This window comes from Mesonia aquimarina (genome assembly GCF_003667275.1).
GTDB lineage: Bacteria > Bacteroidota > Bacteroidia > Flavobacteriales > Flavobacteriaceae > Mesonia > Mesonia aquimarina.
On record NZ_RCNV01000007.1, the window covers coordinates 72,987 to 88,533 of the forward strand.

The 15,547-nt window shown below is 31.8% G+C and carries 23 protein-coding genes and 1 pseudogene; 6 read left to right on the plus strand and 18 right to left on the minus strand.

The features are described 5' to 3' along the window. The 7 genes and pseudogenes from D9R05_RS10145 to D9R05_RS10170 all read right to left on the minus strand — a co-directional run bounded on the left by D9R05_RS10145 (position 1) and on the right by D9R05_RS10170 (position 6,304). Positions 1 to 762 carry a 2-keto-4-pentenoate hydratase gene (locus D9R05_RS10145; RefSeq protein ID WP_121667116.1) on the minus strand — a complete coding sequence of 254 codons (762 nt, stop codon included), beginning with the start codon at positions 760 to 762 and terminating at the stop codon, positions 1 to 3. A gap of 54 nt (positions 763 to 816) precedes the next feature. Continuing rightward, positions 817 to 2,211 carry an FAD-dependent oxidoreductase gene (locus D9R05_RS10150; RefSeq protein ID WP_121667117.1) on the minus strand — a complete coding sequence of 465 codons (1,395 nt, stop codon included), beginning with the start codon at positions 2,209 to 2,211 and terminating at the stop codon, positions 817 to 819. Next, entirely contained in the window at positions 2,211 to 3,482 is a 1,272-nt protein-coding gene (gene kynU / locus D9R05_RS10155; protein ID WP_121667118.1) for a kynureninase, read from the minus strand. The genes D9R05_RS10150 and kynU overlap by 1 nt, the downstream gene beginning before the upstream one ends. Before the next feature lie 67 nt (positions 3,483 to 3,549). Next, positions 3,550 to 4,236: a hypothetical protein gene (locus tag D9R05_RS10160; protein ID WP_240463025.1), complete on the minus strand. Its 687-nt coding sequence runs from the start codon at positions 4,234 to 4,236 to the stop codon at positions 3,550 to 3,552. Between the two features lie 120 nt (positions 4,237 to 4,356). After that, positions 4,357 to 4,500: a hypothetical protein gene (locus D9R05_RS15515; RefSeq protein ID WP_162984948.1), complete on the minus strand. Its 144-nt coding sequence runs from the start codon at positions 4,498 to 4,500 to the stop codon at positions 4,357 to 4,359. A 28-nt stretch (positions 4,501 to 4,528) separates the two neighbouring features. After that, complete coding sequence (locus D9R05_RS10165; RefSeq protein WP_121667119.1) at positions 4,529 to 4,687, minus strand: lmo0937 family membrane protein; 159 nt, start codon at positions 4,685 to 4,687, stop codon at positions 4,529 to 4,531. An 82-nt stretch (positions 4,688 to 4,769) separates the two neighbouring features. After that, positions 4,770 to 6,304, minus strand: a pseudogene (locus D9R05_RS10170) (cryptochrome/photolyase family protein). A 62-nt stretch (positions 6,305 to 6,366) separates the two neighbouring features. Here D9R05_RS10170 and D9R05_RS10175 point away from each other — a divergent pair. Further along, a complete protein-coding gene (locus D9R05_RS10175) occupies positions 6,367 to 6,549 on the plus strand; it encodes a hypothetical protein (protein WP_121667120.1) in 183 nt (60 codons plus the stop codon). Here D9R05_RS10175 and D9R05_RS15730 read toward each other — a convergent pair. The 10 genes from D9R05_RS15730 to D9R05_RS10220 all read right to left on the minus strand — a co-directional run bounded on the left by D9R05_RS15730 (position 6,546) and on the right by D9R05_RS10220 (position 12,041). Continuing rightward, complete coding sequence (locus tag D9R05_RS15730) at positions 6,546 to 7,361, minus strand: DASH family cryptochrome (RefSeq protein WP_317124597.1); 816 nt, start codon at positions 7,359 to 7,361, stop codon at positions 6,546 to 6,548. The genes D9R05_RS10175 and D9R05_RS15730 overlap by 4 nt on opposite strands. Before the next feature lie 100 nt (positions 7,362 to 7,461). Further along, the gene (locus tag D9R05_RS15735) at positions 7,462 to 7,872 is read right to left on the minus strand and encodes a deoxyribodipyrimidine photo-lyase (protein WP_317124598.1); all 411 of its coding nucleotides are present in this window, start codon (positions 7,870 to 7,872) and stop codon (positions 7,462 to 7,464) included. Continuing rightward, positions 7,839 to 7,982 carry a DUF2256 domain-containing protein gene (locus D9R05_RS10185; RefSeq protein WP_121667121.1) on the minus strand — a complete coding sequence of 48 codons (144 nt, stop codon included), beginning with the start codon at positions 7,980 to 7,982 and terminating at the stop codon, positions 7,839 to 7,841. The genes D9R05_RS15735 and D9R05_RS10185 overlap by 34 nt, the downstream gene beginning before the upstream one ends. After that, positions 7,957 to 8,616: a flavin reductase family protein gene (locus D9R05_RS10190; protein ID WP_121667122.1), complete on the minus strand. Its 660-nt coding sequence runs from the start codon at positions 8,614 to 8,616 to the stop codon at positions 7,957 to 7,959. Before D9R05_RS10190 ends, D9R05_RS10185 begins: the two co-directional genes overlap by 26 nt. A gap of 82 nt (positions 8,617 to 8,698) precedes the next feature. Next, positions 8,699 to 8,941: a hypothetical protein gene (locus D9R05_RS10195; RefSeq protein ID WP_121667123.1), complete on the minus strand. Its 243-nt coding sequence runs from the start codon at positions 8,939 to 8,941 to the stop codon at positions 8,699 to 8,701. 117 nt (positions 8,942 to 9,058) lie between these two features. Next, positions 9,059 to 9,457: a hypothetical protein gene (locus tag D9R05_RS10200; RefSeq protein WP_121667124.1), complete on the minus strand. Its 399-nt coding sequence runs from the start codon at positions 9,455 to 9,457 to the stop codon at positions 9,059 to 9,061. Between the two features lie 122 nt (positions 9,458 to 9,579). Then, positions 9,580 to 10,146: an anthranilate synthase component II gene (locus D9R05_RS10205; RefSeq protein WP_121667125.1), complete on the minus strand. Its 567-nt coding sequence runs from the start codon at positions 10,144 to 10,146 to the stop codon at positions 9,580 to 9,582. Between the two features lie 180 nt (positions 10,147 to 10,326). Continuing rightward, the gene (locus D9R05_RS10210; RefSeq protein ID WP_121667126.1) at positions 10,327 to 10,902 is read right to left on the minus strand and encodes a YceI family protein; all 576 of its coding nucleotides are present in this window, start codon (positions 10,900 to 10,902) and stop codon (positions 10,327 to 10,329) included. Between the two features lie 18 nt (positions 10,903 to 10,920). Then, a complete protein-coding gene (locus D9R05_RS10215; RefSeq protein WP_121667127.1) occupies positions 10,921 to 11,553 on the minus strand; it encodes an NAD(P)H-dependent oxidoreductase in 633 nt (210 codons plus the stop codon). Between the two features lie 35 nt (positions 11,554 to 11,588). Then, positions 11,589 to 12,041, minus strand: coding sequence for a MarR family winged helix-turn-helix transcriptional regulator (locus D9R05_RS10220; RefSeq protein WP_121667128.1), 453 nt, complete (start codon positions 12,039 to 12,041; stop codon positions 11,589 to 11,591). Positions 12,042 to 12,204: 163 nt separating this feature from the next. Here D9R05_RS10220 and D9R05_RS10225 point away from each other — a divergent pair, with 163 nt between their 5' ends. From D9R05_RS10225 to D9R05_RS10240, 4 genes are read left to right on the plus strand one after another with little or no spacing between them, the layout of a single operon-like run. Continuing rightward, entirely contained in the window at positions 12,205 to 12,714 is a 510-nt protein-coding gene (locus tag D9R05_RS10225; protein WP_121667129.1) for a TlpA disulfide reductase family protein, read from the plus strand. A 9-nt stretch (positions 12,715 to 12,723) separates the two neighbouring features. After that, a complete protein-coding gene (locus D9R05_RS10230) occupies positions 12,724 to 13,359 on the plus strand; it encodes a thioredoxin family protein (protein ID WP_121667130.1) in 636 nt (211 codons plus the stop codon). Between the two features lie 39 nt (positions 13,360 to 13,398). Further along, a complete protein-coding gene (locus D9R05_RS10235) occupies positions 13,399 to 13,713 on the plus strand; it encodes a rhodanese-like domain-containing protein (protein WP_121667131.1) in 315 nt (104 codons plus the stop codon). A gap of 4 nt (positions 13,714 to 13,717) precedes the next feature. Continuing rightward, positions 13,718 to 14,122 (plus strand): rhodanese-like domain-containing protein, encoded by a 405-nt coding sequence (locus D9R05_RS10240; protein ID WP_162984949.1) that lies wholly within the window; start codon positions 13,718 to 13,720, stop codon positions 14,120 to 14,122. Here D9R05_RS10240 and D9R05_RS10245 read toward each other — a convergent pair whose 3' ends face one another. Next, on the minus strand, positions 14,123 to 14,884 hold the full coding sequence (locus D9R05_RS10245) for a helix-turn-helix domain-containing protein (protein ID WP_121667132.1): 762 nt from the start codon (positions 14,882 to 14,884) through the stop codon (positions 14,123 to 14,125). It abuts the gene before it with no gap. A gap of 259 nt (positions 14,885 to 15,143) precedes the next feature. On the opposite strand from D9R05_RS10245, the gene D9R05_RS10250 reads away from it, so the two are divergent. Next, complete coding sequence (locus D9R05_RS10250) at positions 15,144 to 15,539, plus strand: molecular chaperone Tir (protein ID WP_121667133.1); 396 nt, start codon at positions 15,144 to 15,146, stop codon at positions 15,537 to 15,539. The last annotated feature ends 8 nt before the right edge of the window (positions 15,540 to 15,547 follow it).

The following is a 15,547-nucleotide window of genomic DNA, read 5'->3' on the forward strand; positions in this document are numbered from 1 at the left end:
TTATTTTGTTTTGAATGAAACACTTCCTAACTGCTCAATATTCGCTTCAATAGTTTGATTTTTATCAAGATAAACGGCAGCTGTTGCAGCACCGGCTAAAACTACTTGTCCTTTTTTAACCACTAAATCTGCTTTAGAAGCTAACCTACTTAATTCTACGACTGATTGAAGCGGATTGTTTAATATAGCGGCTGTTTTCCCTTCTTGAACCGTTTCAGTATTAATATTTAAATCAATAGAAAGATCATTGATTTCAGTTTTTAAATCTTGCCAATCGCCAATTACATAACCGGTAGAAGAACAATTATCGGCCACCACATCTTCTAACGAAAATTTAAAATTCTCATAGCGTGAATCGATAATTTCTAAGGCCGGAGCCATTTTATCGATATAATTCGGAATGTCGTTTAAACTGATTGACTCTTCGATATCTTTACTAATTCTAAAAGCAATTTCCGGTTCTGCACGTGGATGAATCCAACGATCTAGATTGACTTCTTCATCAGGATTAATTTTCATTTCATCGGTTAAAATTCCCCAAATAAGATCGTGAACGCCCATTTGTTCCATTTTTGCGCGGCTTGTAAAGCCAAGTTTAAAACCGGTTACTTTTTCTCCGCGATCTATTCTTTTTCCAATGGAAATTCGTTGAATATCATAAGCCGCATCTAATGAAACTTCATGCGCTTCTGCCATTTGTTTGGTAGGTTTTGCCTGCCTGGCAGCTTGGTCTAAAATTTCTGCTATTTCTTGATTTGTCATGTTGTTAGAGTTATTTTATTGCGAGAAAACAGCTATAAACCTTCACTTTGTAAATTAAAACGAAGTTAAATTATTGCTTTGTAAAATGTTTTCTGTTTCTTTTTTTACGAGTTTTAGTTTTTCTTCTAGCGAAATATCATCAGATATTTTTCCATCAGAAATTAATTTCAACATTGCTTTATCTTGTGCTCGACCACGTTGCATGGCTTCTTGATAACCAATTTCTTCTTGAAAAGTTACCAATCTATATTTTGAAGCATATTCTGCTGGAAATTCTTCTTCTAAGGCTGTTTCTAGTTTTCTTTTTTGCTGAAAAATTGGCGCAGCCGTGTGTTCTTTCATTTCATGGAAATTATCGATCGCTAAATCTGCAATGGCATCGGTATCTTTTTTACGTTCTTTTTGATAGCGTTTAAAAGTTTCGTTCCAATCGCCGTTATGCTGATCTAAAATTTCATCAAAAACAACCACATCTTCAAAAGAAGCATTCATTCCTTGTCCGTAAAACGGAACAATTGCGTGAGCGGCATCGCCCATTAAGAGCGTTTTTCCGTAGCTATGCCAAGGAGAACATTTTACCGTTCCTAAAGGGCCGGTTGGATTTTCAAAAAATTCTTCAGCTAAAGTTGGCATAAGTTTTAAAGCATCAGGATAAAATTTTTCAAAATACTCTTCAACTTTTTCTGCTGAGGTTAAATTTTTAAAATTGTATTCGCCTTCTTCATAAGAAAGGAAAAGTGTTACGGTAAAACTTCCATCTAAATTTGGTAAAGCAATAACCATATTTTCTCCCCTCGGCCAAATATGCAAAGCGTTTTTATACAATTGAAAATCTCCGTTTTTATCAGCTGAAATAGATAATTCTTTATAGCCGTGTTGTAAATAATCTTGACTAAAACTGAATAAAAATCCGCGATCTTCCATCATACTTTTCCGAAGTGAAGATCCAGCACCATCGGTACCAATAACAATTGAACCGGTTTTAGTAATTTTTTCTTTTGTATTATAATCTTGAAATTCTGCGCTGCCTTTTTCTAAATTAACTTTTTTGCAGTCTTTGTTGAAGCTAATAGTTACGTTGGGCATTTTTTCAGCTTCATCTAGCAACAAAGCGTTAAGATCTGTTCTGGAAATGGAATTGATATATTCTTCTTCTAAACCACTGTAGGGCGATAAAAATGTTTCACTTTCGGTATTGTGAATCATTCTTCCGTTCATCGGAATACAAATATCCAATGCTTTTTTTTCTAAACCGACTAATTTCATAGCTTTAATTCCGCGGTTAGAAAAAGCTAGGTTTATAGATCTTCCGGCGGCGATATCGGTTTTTCTTAAATCGGGTCTTTTTTCAACTAAATCAATTTCATAGCCGCGTTGTGCTAATCGTAAAGCAAGTAGCGAACCACATAAACCTGCGCCAATAATTAGAATTTTTTCTTGCTTTTCCATTAGAGTAATTCTTTTAAAATTGAAACCATATTGTAAACATCTTCATAAGAATTATAAATAGGAGCAGGGGCAATTCTAATCACGTTAGGTTCTCGCCAGTCGGCTATAACGCCGGCATTCATCAATTTATTGAATAATTCTTTATTGGCATTTTTAACTTTTATGGAAAGTTGACAACCTCTTTCTTCAGGATTTCTAGGTGTAATAATTTCAATTTGGTCGCCTTCAATTTCTTGTAGTAAGAATTCTAAATACCCGGTAAGTTCAACCGATTTTTTTCTGATATTTTCAAAACCGGCTTCATCAAATAAATCTAAGGAAGCTCTAATTGCTGCCATCGATAAAATTGGAGGATTACTTAATTGCCAACCTTCGGCTCCGGGAATTGAATCAAATTCTTGGCGCATATTAAAACGCGTTTGTTTATTATGTCCCCACCAACCGGCAAAACGTTTTAAGCTGGAATCGTTGGCATGACGGTCGTGAACAAAACAGCCACCTAAACTTCCCGGACCGCTATTTAAATATTTATAAGAACACCAAACCGCAAAATCGGGTCCGTTCTCATGTAAATTTGGTTGAATATTTCCCGCGCCGTGCGCAAGATCGATTCCTACTTTCGCATTGTGTTGGTGACCGAGTTCTGTGATTTTTTTTATCGGAAAAGATTGTCCGGTGTAATAATTTGTAGAACCAATAAGCAATAAAGCAACCTCATCGCCGTGTTCTTTCATTATTTTTTCAAGGTCTTCAAATCGGCATAAATCTTCGCCCTCTCTAGGAGTCCATTGAACAAGGCCTTCTTTAGGATCAAATCCGTGAAAATCTATTTGCGATTCCATCGCATATTTATCTGAAGGAAAAGCATCACTTTCAATAACAATTTTGTATTTTTTTGAAGTGGGTCTGTAAAATGAAACCATCATTAAATGTAAGTTGGTAGTTAAGGTATTCATCATAACCACTTCGCTTGGGTTTGCTCCTACAATTTTCGCCATTTTTTCGGTCAAAAATTCGTGGTAAGGCATCCAAGGATGTTTAGCTTCGGTATGACCTTCTACACCAAATTTACTCCAGTCATTTAATTCTTCTTGTAAGTATTTTTGGGTGTTTTTTGGTTGTAAACCAAGCGAATTTCCGCAAAGGTAAACTTGCTCTTTTCCGTCTTTATTGGTAGGAATGTGAAATTCTTTTCTGAATTTATGTAAAGGATCTTTTTGATCTTGTTCTTTGGCAAATGCCAAAGTATTCTCATATGAAGTTGTTGTCATTTTAAAGGCTTAAAAATGGATTTCCTACAAATTTATGAATAATTTGGCAGTTGCTTTTATAATTGGATTATTCAATTTTGAGATTTGAAAAGTAAAGCTGAAAAGAGCCGGTTTTATTTTTATGCATTTTGGCAATTTTTAAGCCTTTTTTTGTCACATAATCTTCCCAAGTACTTGTTAAAGCAGCTGTTTCTTGTCCTTTTGGGAAAAAAGCCCATTCTTGAATTATAAAGTCATCATTTATATAAATCTTATAAGTGTCGCCAGGGGTGTAGCCTTTTTGCTTATTGTAGTTTATACTGACTTCAGTTAACTTTTTACTGCTGATTGGTGCTTCTATATTTTGTTGAACAGTGTGGGTAAAGCCTTCATCCCAAACTAATTGAAAAGGAAAAAGTAACCAGTATTTATCATTTACAAATCCTTTGTCGGTTTTAAGCTCTGTACCTGCGATACTGTTTCTAGTGTACATCATTGTGTCTTCTTTAGACATCATTTTTACTTGGTTTTTTTTAGGCCACCATTTCCAGGAGCGCTCATAATGATTGGTATCTCTATCTACATTAAATGTATATTCGAGAGAGTTTATATTTTTCCAATTTTGATATCCGTGGGCATTTGCAATTTTTTCGAGTATGGAAAATTCTTTTGCAGGTGTATTTTTTTCAGGAGCTTTTTCTGAAGTTTTTTCAGTATTATTTTTACAGCTCATCAATGCAACAATAATAATGGAAAGGAAAATTTTAATTTTCATAAGATGAATTTTTAATCATAAAAAAAGGTTGTCTTAAAAGTAAGCAAACAATGCATTAAAATAAAATGCCAGCCAACTTTTTAAAACAACCTTCTGGTTTACTAAGAAATGAAGTCTAATTTAGTCTACAATATCTTCGGCTTCATCGCCTACTTCATCTGCAGCTTCTTCAATTTCATCTCCAGCATCTTTGTCTTCTCTGCAACTTGTAAATGTTGTTGCTAACGTTCCCATACAAAATAGGATTAAAAATAATCGTTTCATAAATTTAAGTTTAGTTAGTAATTAAGTTTTAAGGTTTTCTTCCTGTTGCTAATCTATAAAGAATTCCGATAATGGCAAGGACTAAAAGTATATGAATTAAACTTCCTACGGCTTCACCGAAGCCAAAATACCCGATTAGCCAGCCAATTATAAGAATTACCACGATAAGCCAAATTAAATCTCTCATAGCTTTTGTTTTGATTAGTCGTGTTAAATGTATGGAGAATAGAATTTATCAAGTAAGTCTTTAACGTTCAATTAACTAAGATTTAGTATTGATTTGGGTTTTTTATAATTTTCTGGGCTCTTTCTTGATGTTTTTTTAAGGTTTCCGGGTTCATTTTATTTAGCAAACTCATCATCATATTCATACGCTGGTTATCTTTAAAATGTTCTTTTTTCTCCGCCAAAAAATTCCAATAGAGTGAATTGAAAGGACAAGCTTTTTCGCCTTGTTTTTTATTGACATTATAATGGCATTTTTTACAATAATTACTCATTTTATTAATGTAGCTTCCACTGGAAACATAGGGTTTTGTAGCTACAATTCCGCCATCGGCAAACTGACTCATTCCTCGTGTGTTGGGCATTTCTACCCATTCTATTGCATCAATGTAAATTCCTAAATACCATTTGTCAACTTCATTAGGATGAACTTGAGTAAGTAGAGCAAAATTCCCCGTGATCATTAAACGTTGAATGTGATGTGCATAGGCTTCCTCTAAACTTTGCTTTATAGCGTGATGCAAACAATTCATTTTGTGTCTGCATTCCAATAAAAATCTGGTAATGAATTTTGATTATCCAATTTATTGCTTCTTCGGTACCCGGGCATTTCTTTCCAATAAATTCCGCGCATATATTCACGCCAACCTAAAATTTGGCGAACAAAACCTTCTACTTGAGTAATATCGATTTCTTCCTTATTTTCATGATAGGTATCAATTACTTTTTCAATAACTTCTTTTGGCGAAAGCATTTTAGAATTCATAGCAAAAGAAAGCCGAGAATGAAAAAGATAGGATTGTTCGGTATGCATCGCGTCTTGATAATCGCCAAAATAGGGAAGGAGGTTTTTGCAAAAATAATTCAGAACTTTTAGCGCATCAGGACGAGAAGTTGGCCAATTAAAATTTTTCTCCTGAATAGTTCCAATAGTTTTAATCTCTTGCTGCTGAATTTGTTTCACGATTTTTGAAACATCTTTCCTAAACCCTTTTTCGTGCGGAATTTCAGGATCTCCTTTCCATTTTTTACGATTGCTTTTATCGAAATTCCATTTTCCGCCTTCCGGATTTTTTTCATTTTGCATGAGAACGGAATGTTTTTTACGCATATCGCGGTAAAAATATTCCATGGTCATTTCTTTTTTGCCTTCGTAAAATTTGGCTAAATCGGTTCGGGAAGTAAAAAAATGTTCGGTATCGAAAACTTCAGTTTCAATTTCTAAATCGGCACAGAAATTTTTCAGTTGTTCATCTAAACGATATTCATCGGGTAATTGATATTCAAATTTTTCAATTTCATATTTATCGATCAATTGCTGAAGATTTTCAACTAAATCCTGTTTGTTTTCTTTCGCATCAACTTCATAATAAATTAATTGATGTCCATTTTCTTTTAAGTGCTGATAAAAATTCCGCATTGAAGCAAAAAAAGCCACTATTTTTTGAATATGATGCGTTACATAATCGGTTTCTTGACGCATTTCTGCTAAAAAATAAATGGTATTTTTATCGGTTGAAGAAAACCAGGAATGTTTATAATTGAGTTGATCGCCAAGAAGAAGTCGAAGTTTTTTCATATTTTTATGATTGATTAGTGTAACAAAAACAACATTTATTCTTCATATAATAAACTACCATTATGAAAAAATCTTATTACTACACTTTTATGGTGTTTTGGCTAGTTGGGTTAGCTGTATCGGCTTTTATTTTTGATATCTCAAAAGATATTTTGATTTACGCTTATATTATTGGCCAGGGCTTACTTATTGGTTTTATGCCGGGTATTTATAAATACAAGAAATCTTCTTGCTCAAAGGCTTAAAACAATTCTCTTTGTCCGCCTAACCAAGTTTGTTGATATTTTTGATCAGGATCGTAACGTTTTGCCTGTGTTTTAATATTAAATTTTCTATCGCGAGGATCATTGCCAACGCCGCTATTATACATCCAGTTTCCCCAATTGCTGTGGACATCGTAATCTAGTAGTAAACTCTCAAAATACGCGGCACCAATTCGCCAATCTTGTTGTAATTCTTTAGCCCAAAAACTGTTTACATTTTGTCTGCCGCGATTGCTCATAAAACCGGTAGCAGCAATTTCTTTCATATTTGCATTTACAAAAGGCTCTTTAGTTTTTCCATTAATCCATTCTTGAAGCATTTTTTTGTCATTATTCCAATCGAGATTTTTGTTTAAAATTCCACCAAGCTGAAAAATTTTATTGCCGTGTTTTAATGAAATATATTTAAAATAATCGCGCCAAATTAATTCGAAAATTAGCCAATATGTACTTTGATTTTTTTTGATTTGTTTCTCAAATTTTTTAACCTCCCAATAAATTGTTTTTGCTGAAATGCTTCCGTTTGCCAACCACGCCGAAAGTTTAGAACTATAATCTGCACCCACCAAACCGTTTCGCGTTTTCTTGTAATATTGAAGCTGACACGTGTCCCAAAAATAATGCTGAATTCTTTTTAATGCTTCATCTTCTCCGCCTTTAAACGGAAATGCACTTCGCGAATCTTGTTGAAAGTCTTCTAAGCCTAAATTTTCTAAGCTTGGAATTTTAGTGGTATTTACTTCTAAGAAATCTTTATCTTGTGGTTGAGGTGAGTTTTTCCGGAGGACGAACATTTACATGATATTCGCACTTTTTTCTAAAATTGGTAAAAATTTCCGGGATATTTTGAAAATTTTCATACGGAATATCGTCTGGATGAAATAAAAACTGATTCTAGCTTTCCGTAAATTTTACTTTCGGTAAAATCTGTTCTACTTTTCTTTGAACATTGATCTCTTCTTGTGTCCATTCTCTTTGCAGAAAAACTTCTTCAATTAAATATTTTTCAGCTAAAGATTTAAAAACATCTTCAGGATAATCGTGATAAACAAGTAAATTTACATTTAGCTTTTCTTTTAAATTTTGCTGAAGGTTTTTTACAGTTTCTAGTAAAAATTTAGCTCTAAATTTTCCAGTTTTTTTAAAGCCGAATTCAGTTTCTTCAAAATGTCTTGGATCAAAACAATAAATTGCAATCACTTTTTTTGAAGTCTTCATTGCGTTGGTAAGCGATGAATTATCTTGAATTCGTAAATCATTTCTAAACCAAACTACGTGACAGTTTTGTTTTTGTTTTTCTGACATTTTTTACTGCAATATTTTACATTTTCCCAATCGCGTTCCCATTTTTTTCGCCAAGAAAATTCGCGTTGGCAAACCGTACAAGTTTTAGTGGGAAGGTTTTCTTTTTTCATCTGTAATAGAAGTTACCTCCTCATTAGGTCTAGCATAAGCAAAACGGTCTAGAAGTTGGGTTTCTGCATATGCATCTAATCCATTTATGGCTACGCTTTGCGCTTTTTCTAAATCTAACCAACCATCATTTTGTTGAATATTGTCTTCGTAAAAAAGATGCTCGATTTCGCCTATAATTAATCGGCAATTATTCTCTTTAATAAAATAGTAGTTTACCATTTTACAGCCAATTTGTATTTTTGCTTCTTTTACAAATGGCGGATAAAAACTTTTTTTATATTCTTCTGTTAAATCGGTTTTATTGAATTCAGAAATTTTACCGTCGTATTTTGCAGAGGTATGATGCGCATCTTTAATAATATCTTTATGAATGTGGTTTACCGTAAATTGTTGTGTAGAAACCAAATTGTCATATGTATTTCTGTCAACCGAAGTCGGCCGTAAAATAAAGCCAAGTAAAGGAGGATTACTGCCCAAATGAATTACTGAGCTAAAAATTGCGACGTTGGTAATTTCGTCTTTAGATTTTGTGGCAATTAAGTTAGCAGATTTGTAACCACTTAAACTGTTGACTAAATTTACGCGATATAATTTCTCGAGATCTTCAATTTTTTCTTTGTTGAGATAATTCATGCTTCAACTTTTTACTTTAAAGTTAAGGCTTGAAATAACCAATAAAGTTAATTTTAAACTAAAAGATTGTAATAAACATGCTTTATTGATTTTCTAATTTATTGATGCGCATCTCATAATCTTCCATCGATTCTCTAATGGCATCTACATTATCTGAAGCTTTTTGGTGTGCTTTTTCCATAGCTTTTTCAAGATCTTTATCGGGATGCTGAAATAAATCCGTAATTACATGATTAATTTTATCAATAATACTTTCTTGGCTGTTTTTAATATCTTCTAGCTTGTTTAAAGTTGATCGCATTTGATCTAATTTTTCCTGATCCATTTTGGTTTAAATTTTAAGTTCTCTTTTAAAATAGGCATTTTTTCACGCCTAAAACCGTAGTTAACCAATATTTAGGATTTCTTTATCATCTGCTTAATTAGAAAATTACTGGGAATATTAATTACTTTCTGCCCAAGAAATAGCTTCGTATAAGGTGTCAAACTTTCTTATTTTTCCTTTAAAGAATTGTTTTTCAAATAAAAGATTAAACCTTGCTGAAGGATTGCTGTCTACTACAACATAGGTGTCTATTCTTCTTTTGGTTTTAAAGACTCTTAGCCAAATAGTCGGGTCTATAGAATAGCTATTTATTTTATTAGAAATGTAATGCGGTTTAAAATTAATTGGATAAATGCGGTTTGCAATGTCTAAGATGATCTTTGCTTTGGGCCAGTCAAAGTTTATTCCTTCAGAAATTTCTGCGAGTACAAAATTTTGAAAATAGAAAAAATTACCAAATTCAAATTCATGAATCTCAATAACTTCTTTTTGATATTTAGTTTCGCTAATTTGCATTATTACTAAAGCTATGCATTTTTCTTTGAAGAGCAATAGCAAATCAAAATTACTAATGCAGAAATTGATGCTCAATTAAAGCTTGTAATATTCTACAAACAGTTAATAAAATCGAGCAAAAGTTAGCTCTCTAACCAGTTGTTTATGAGTTGTTTTCCGTTTTCGGTAAGAACAGATTCTGGATGAAATTGAACGCCTTTTATATTAAAATGACGATGTCTTAAGGCCATTACAATTCCGTTTTCATCTAGCGCAGTAGCTTCTAAAACATCGGGTAGTTTATGATTTACAACCCAAGAATGGTAACGCCCAACGTTAAATTTTTTCGGGAAGTTTTTAAAAAGAATTTCATCTTCAACACAGGTAGAAATGCTTGAAGCCACACCGTGATAAACTTGATCTAAATTGATTAAACTGCCGCCAAAAGCTTCAGTAATGGCTTGTTGACCAAGACAAACTCCTAAAATAGATTTTTTTGCCCCGTATTTTTTTATGATTTCTGAAAGAATTTTACGTTCACCGGGAATTCCCGGTCCGGGTGATAAAATTATCTTGTCAAAATTTTCTATTTCATCTAAGAAAATAGCATCATTTCTTTTTACGATAACTTTTTTATCAAAAGCTTCTACATAATGAACAAGATTATATACAAAAGAATCGTAATTATCGACAACTAAAATTTCTTCCATTTTCTAAAAATAAAAACTGCTTCAAAAATACAAGCTTTATTGGTACCGCCAAAGGGAGTTACACTCTAAAGTTTGGCTTAGAATTTAAAATTTTTTTCAACCAATTTCTCAGGGACTTGTCCGAAGATAGCTCACTTTGTTTTGAAGCAGTTTTGTTAGAATCTAAATAAGTTTCTAGAATTAGAATTTTAAGGTAATATCTAATTCAAATTCATCATAAATAGTGTTATCTCCTAAATTATCGAAGAAACTTCCAGAACCATAACGGATTCCGTATTTAGTACGGTCAATTGTTAGACTGGTTGTAGCAGAATTACTGTTCATAGTTAAGTCAAAGTTTACAGGTTTTGTTTTTCCTTTAATGGTAAGTTCTCCACTAATCCCGTAAACGTTTCCTTTTTTGGCCGCATTTTTAATTTCTAAGGTTGCTTCTGGATAATTCTTTACACCAAAAAAGTCGTCAGAATTTAAATGTCCTTCTAATTTTCCTTTGCTTTCTCCAGATAGATCGGTAACGTTAATGCTAGTCATATCCATTACGAATTTTCCGCCGGTAATTTTATCACCATCCATCATAAAGTAACCATCTTTCAACTGAATTGTACCTTCATGAGAACCTGTTAATTTTTCTCCGGTCCATTCAATTTTACTTTCGTTTACATTTACTTTTTTCTTTTCCATGGTATTTGCTTTAAAAGCAATTAAGGTTAAGATTAAGGTTGTTGCGCCTAGCGCTTTTAATACATTCTTTTTCATGATTTCTGTAGTTTAATATTAAATAGTTGTAAATAATTCTTCGTTAGATTTTCGTACTTTTTTTAGGTGTTGCGTTTGGTCTTCTTCACTTCTATAACCAATGGCAGCAATGACAGCAGTTGTAAGTCCTTTTTCATTTAAGTTTAAAATCTCATCATAAGCTTGCGGACTAAAACCTTCCATTGGGGTAGCGTCTATTTTTAAATCTGCAGCGGCACTCAATAGATTTCCTAAGGCAATGTAAGCTTGTTTAGCAGCCCAAATTTTCTGTTGATCTGGTGGTAGTTGCAAAGTGGTATTCTGAATCATAGATTTTAATTGCTCTAAATTTTCTTCAGGAATATTTCTGGTAACACTAATGTTTTCGATATAATTATCTAAGTGCTGTTGCGTTACTTCTGTATAAGAAGCAATAACAAATAGTTGAGAGGACTCAGTAATTTGAGGTTGATCCCAAGATTCTTTTCGCAATTTTTTTCTTATTTCAGAATCTTCAACTACAAAGATTTCATAAGGTTGCAATCCGTAAGAGGAAGCCGATAATTGTAAAGCTTTTTTTATGGTTGCTAAATCTTTTTCGCTTACTTTTTTTGTTTCTTCGTAGCGCTTTGTAGCGTATCTCCAATTTAAATTCTCAATATATTTTTCCATAATTATTGTATATACAAATGTTTGATTAAATTTTTTTACTCTCTAATTTTATCTAATAAATTGTTTAGTGTTTTAATTTCAGAAGAACTTAAGCCTTGTAAAATGGATTGTTCGCTTTTATCAACTTTCGGATCAATTTCTTCTAAAAGTGCTAGGCCTTTTTTAGTGATAAACATTTCAATTTTTCTTCGGTTAGCCTCGCAAATTTGTCGCTCTACAAAGTCCTTTTCGACTAATTTATCAACTAGGCGAGTGGTGTTGCTCATTTTACTAACCATGCGATCTTGAATGGTGCTTAAATTTGCCGGTTTTCCTTTTTGACCTCTTAAAATACGTAATACATTAAATTGCTGCATAGAAATACCAAAAGGCTTTACAACGAGAGCCATTGTTGTTGAAACTTCATTAGTTGTCATAAGAAGATTGATAAGTAACTTCTTATTTTCAGGAAGTTTGACACTGGTTTTTATGCGTTCTTCAATATTCATGTTGTTACAAAATTTGTATATACAAATGTAAGGTATTATAGAATTACTATAATTAAATATTTGTTAAATTTTCTAATCGATAAAATGCAATTAGCGCTTTTAAATTTAAACTCCTGTTAAATAACTTGACAAGCTGCTGATTTTATGATTAGTTTTACTGCGTATGAGAGAATTAAAAATGCAGTTTTTACTGCCTATATTTTTTTGTCTTTTGTTTTTAGCTTGTAAAAATGAAGGAGAAAAGACGACAGATAAACAACAGGATAAAATTGAAAGCGTAAATTTTAACGGGTTCAAAAAAAACCTCAATAAAAATGATAATAAATTATATGTAATCAATTTTTGGGCAACTTGGTGTAAACCTTGTGTCGAAGAAATGCCATATTTATTGAGGTTAGAGGAGGAAGAGGAAGTTGAATTAATTTTGGTTAGTTTAGATCTTCCAAAAATGAAAAACTCGCAATTAAAACCTTTTTTGAAGAAAAGAGGAATAAATTCTAAAGTAATTTTGCTAGACGATCCCAATAGTAATCAATGGATCCCGAAGGTCAATCCAGATTGGGACGGCGCTATTCCTGCAACGCTAATCTATAAAAATGATACATCAAAATTTATAGCTCGACCTTTTGCAAATTATGATGAGCTTTTAACCGAGGTTAAAAAAATAATGTAATAAAATACTATGAAAACTCTTAAAATACTTACCGTTCTTGCCTTATTAATTGTTATTTCAGCTTTTGGTTTCCAAAGCGTTTTTAATGATGAGGATTCAAACTCTTCCGCAGAGGGTTATCAAATAGGAGATGTTGCTGAAGATTTTAGTTTAAAAAATATTGACGGGAAAATGGTTTCATTAGCAGACTTTAAAAAAGCTAAAGGTTTTATAGTCATTTTTACAACCAATCACTGTCCGTATGCAAAAGCTTATGAAAGTAGAATTATAGCCTTAGACAAAAAGTTTAAATCTAAAGGTTTTCCTGTAATTGCAATTAATCCAAATGATCCTCAAAAAAATGAAACCGATAGTTTTGAGAATATGCAAATAAGAGCCAAGCAAAAAGGCTTTACTTTTCCTTATTTATTAGACGAAGGTCAAAAGGTTTATCCGAAATATGGAGCTACAAAAACACCGCATGTATATATTTTAGAAAAGGAATCCAATAAAAATATAGTGCGTTATATTGGGGCAATTGATGATAATTACCAAGATGAAAATGCTGTTAAAGAACGTTTTGTGGAGAAAGCGATTACAGCATTATTGAAAAATGAAGAAGTAAAACCTAAAACCACAAAAGCTATAGGTTGTAGCATCAGATAATTTTTTAATCGCTATTTTTGCATAAAATTAATAAAAAGAATGAAAGATATAAATCAAGAAGAGTGGAGAGAGCTTACTGCTAAAGATGAAAGTGCAGAAATTTTAGACGTTAGAACTCCAGAAGAACACGACGAAGGTTATATTGCAGATGCTAAATTAATTGATATTCAGCAACCTCAAGTTTTTATGGATGAGGTAGAAAAATTAGACAAATCTAAAAACTACTACATTTATTGTCGTTCTGGTGGAAGAAGTTCTCAAGCTTGTCAAATTCTAGATCAAATGGGATTTGAAAACACCTATAATTTAATTGGTGGTTTCTCTAACTGGGAAGGAGAGCGAAAAACTTCATAAAATAATGTCTATTAAAAAACTTACCTTATATTTAACTACGGTAATTTTTCTTTTTTCTATCGCCTGTAAAGATCAACCAAAAGAAGATTTATCAACTATACAGATGGTTTCTCCCAATGAAATGGAAGAACTCATTAAAATTGAATCTACTCAATTAGTTGATGTGCGAACAGAAAAAGAATTTGCATCGGGTCATATTGAAGGAGCTCATAACATTGTATATGATGAGCACTTTATTGAGAAGTTAGCAAGTCTAGATAAATCTAAACCTGTCGCAGTTTATTGCCATTCAGGAGGTAGAAGTGAAAAATGTGCGAAAATTTTAAAGGAAGCTGGCTTTAAAAAAATATATGATTTAAAAGGTGGAATCACCCAATGGGTTTATCATAAAAAAGATACTATAAAGTAATTATAGTTTATTTTTTAGTTTAGTTAGTTCTTGTTCTAAAAACTGAAATTTTTCTTCCAGGTTTTCAGCACTATGATGTTCAGGAATCCTTTTATAAAACACATAACGTATTTTCCATAATTCTTTTACATCCTCTATTTTACAAGTAATATCGTTTATATTTTTATGGTCTGCCCGAAGTATAAATTTATTCTTTGTAATATATAGTCTCCTTAAAATCAGGTCATCATTAATCAAACCAAGAACAATATTGCCATTGTTTAATTTTTTATAAATATCTTTTGGTATAAATTCTCCAATAACAATATCTTTAGGGTAAAGACCTCTATCGTGGTTGGTCATTTCTAAATTGATAACACTATAAGCTCTAAATGTTTTAGAAGGATTGATTGGAAGATGTAATGAAGGCAACTCATCAATAAAAACTTCATTTTTAAAATTAGAAATATAAGCTTTACTATTTTTTTCAGTTATGCAGGGAACAGTTGTAAATTTTTCTTGAATTCCGATGCCTTCTTTAAGAGAAAAATCTCCCTTAAATCTTAAAAGGTGATTGACCGTTAATTCTTTTGTTAGCAAATCATCTATTGTGATGCTAAAATAATTAGCTATTTTTATTATTGTTTCAATTCGAGGTTCGCTTCTTTGTTCCTCATAAGCTCCTAGCGTTCCACGTTTTAAGTTGAAAAGATCCGCGAAAGCTTGCTGACTCATATTTTTTACATTCCGTATTTTCCTAATATTTTTACCAAAAAAAGACATATTTAGCTAATTTTATTTGCAATTATAATTTTTATTAGTATATTTACCTAACATTATTAGCTAATATACATTTTTTTGCTAAATATTTAGGTTTAAATTTTATTTAAGCTAAAATAATTAGCGTTAACTGTTAATTAAATTTTAAAACTATTCATTATGTTAACCGTAATTTTAATAACTTATGCCAAATTAATTTTCATCTTTGAAAATAGTCAATTGCTATGTCACTTATTTCAATAACCTATAAACTTATTTGCAGATGAAAGATCATTTTCAAATTACAAAAAACTATTTATTAGAATTGAACTTCAATATAACTTATGAGAATCGTGATGAGGAACTTATTGTAGTTCAAAAGGAAGCTTTTGGAATCAAAAACTTGATTTTAGGTGTTTCCCCTCCAGTTTTAATAATGGAACAATTTGTATTCAATATTAATAATCAATCTGATAAAATTTTTAAAAGTCTTCTTCAAAAAAATAGAGATATTATTCATGGAGCCTTTGTTCTTGATGAAAGCGGAAAGCGAGTGATTTTTAGAGATACCCTTCAAATAGAGAATTTAGACCTTAATGAGCTTGAAGGTTCATTAAATTCATTAAGCTTATTGATGAGTGAATATTCAGACAAAATAATAGAATTTTCAAAATATTAAAAACTACC

Excerpts from the sequence above, each read along its gene's own strand:
- D9R05_RS10185 (WP_121667121.1), bottom strand. The coding sequence starts at position 7,982 with ATGAAAAAAGAAAACCTTCCCACTAAAACTTGTACGGTTTGCCAACGC.
- D9R05_RS10175 (WP_121667120.1), top strand. The coding sequence starts at position 6,367 with ATGAAAAAATCTTATTACTACACTTTTATGGTGTTTTGGCTAGTTGGG.
- D9R05_RS10210 (WP_121667126.1), bottom strand. The coding sequence starts at position 10,902 with ATGAAAAAGAATGTATTAAAAGCGCTAGGCGCAACAACCTTAATCTTA.
- kynU (WP_121667118.1), bottom strand. The coding sequence starts at position 3,482 with ATGACAACAACTTCATATGAGAATACTTTGGCATTTGCCAAAGAACAA.
- D9R05_RS10230 (WP_121667130.1), top strand. The coding sequence starts at position 12,724 with ATGAAAACTCTTAAAATACTTACCGTTCTTGCCTTATTAATTGTTATT.
- D9R05_RS10200 (WP_121667124.1), bottom strand. The coding sequence starts at position 9,457 with ATGCAAATTAGCGAAACTAAATATCAAAAAGAAGTTATTGAGATTCAT.
- D9R05_RS10240 (WP_162984949.1), top strand. The coding sequence starts at position 13,718 with ATGTCTATTAAAAAACTTACCTTATATTTAACTACGGTAATTTTTCTT.
- D9R05_RS10165 (WP_121667119.1), bottom strand. The coding sequence starts at position 4,687 with ATGAGAGATTTAATTTGGCTTATCGTGGTAATTCTTATAATTGGCTGG.
- D9R05_RS10160 (WP_240463025.1), bottom strand. The coding sequence starts at position 4,236 with ATGAAAATTAAAATTTTCCTTTCCATTATTATTGTTGCATTGATGAGC.
- D9R05_RS10190 (WP_121667122.1), bottom strand. The coding sequence starts at position 8,616 with ATGAATTATCTCAACAAAGAAAAAATTGAAGATCTCGAGAAATTATAT.
- D9R05_RS10215 (WP_121667127.1), bottom strand. The coding sequence starts at position 11,553 with ATGGAAAAATATATTGAGAATTTAAATTGGAGATACGCTACAAAGCGC.
- D9R05_RS10150 (WP_121667117.1), bottom strand. The coding sequence starts at position 2,211 with ATGGAAAAGCAAGAAAAAATTCTAATTATTGGCGCAGGTTTATGTGGT.
- D9R05_RS10245 (WP_121667132.1), bottom strand. The coding sequence starts at position 14,884 with ATGTCTTTTTTTGGTAAAAATATTAGGAAAATACGGAATGTAAAAAAT.
- D9R05_RS10145 (WP_121667116.1), bottom strand. The coding sequence starts at position 762 with ATGACAAATCAAGAAATAGCAGAAATTTTAGACCAAGCTGCCAGGCAG.
- D9R05_RS10195 (WP_121667123.1), bottom strand. The coding sequence starts at position 8,941 with ATGGATCAGGAAAAATTAGATCAAATGCGATCAACTTTAAACAAGCTA.
- D9R05_RS10205 (WP_121667125.1), bottom strand. The coding sequence starts at position 10,146 with ATGGAAGAAATTTTAGTTGTCGATAATTACGATTCTTTTGTATATAAT.
- D9R05_RS15515 (WP_162984948.1), bottom strand. The coding sequence starts at position 4,500 with ATGAAACGATTATTTTTAATCCTATTTTGTATGGGAACGTTAGCAACA.
- D9R05_RS10220 (WP_121667128.1), bottom strand. The coding sequence starts at position 12,041 with ATGAATATTGAAGAACGCATAAAAACCAGTGTCAAACTTCCTGAAAAT.
- D9R05_RS10235 (WP_121667131.1), top strand. The coding sequence starts at position 13,399 with ATGAAAGATATAAATCAAGAAGAGTGGAGAGAGCTTACTGCTAAAGAT.
- D9R05_RS15730 (WP_317124597.1), bottom strand. The coding sequence starts at position 7,361 with ATGTTCGTCCTCCGGAAAAACTCACCTCAACCACAAGATAAAGATTTC.
- D9R05_RS10250 (WP_121667133.1), top strand. The coding sequence starts at position 15,144 with ATGAAAGATCATTTTCAAATTACAAAAAACTATTTATTAGAATTGAAC.
- D9R05_RS15735 (WP_317124598.1), bottom strand. The coding sequence starts at position 7,872 with ATGTCAGAAAAACAAAAACAAAACTGTCACGTAGTTTGGTTTAGAAAT.
- D9R05_RS10225 (WP_121667129.1), top strand. The coding sequence starts at position 12,205 with ATGAGAGAATTAAAAATGCAGTTTTTACTGCCTATATTTTTTTGTCTT.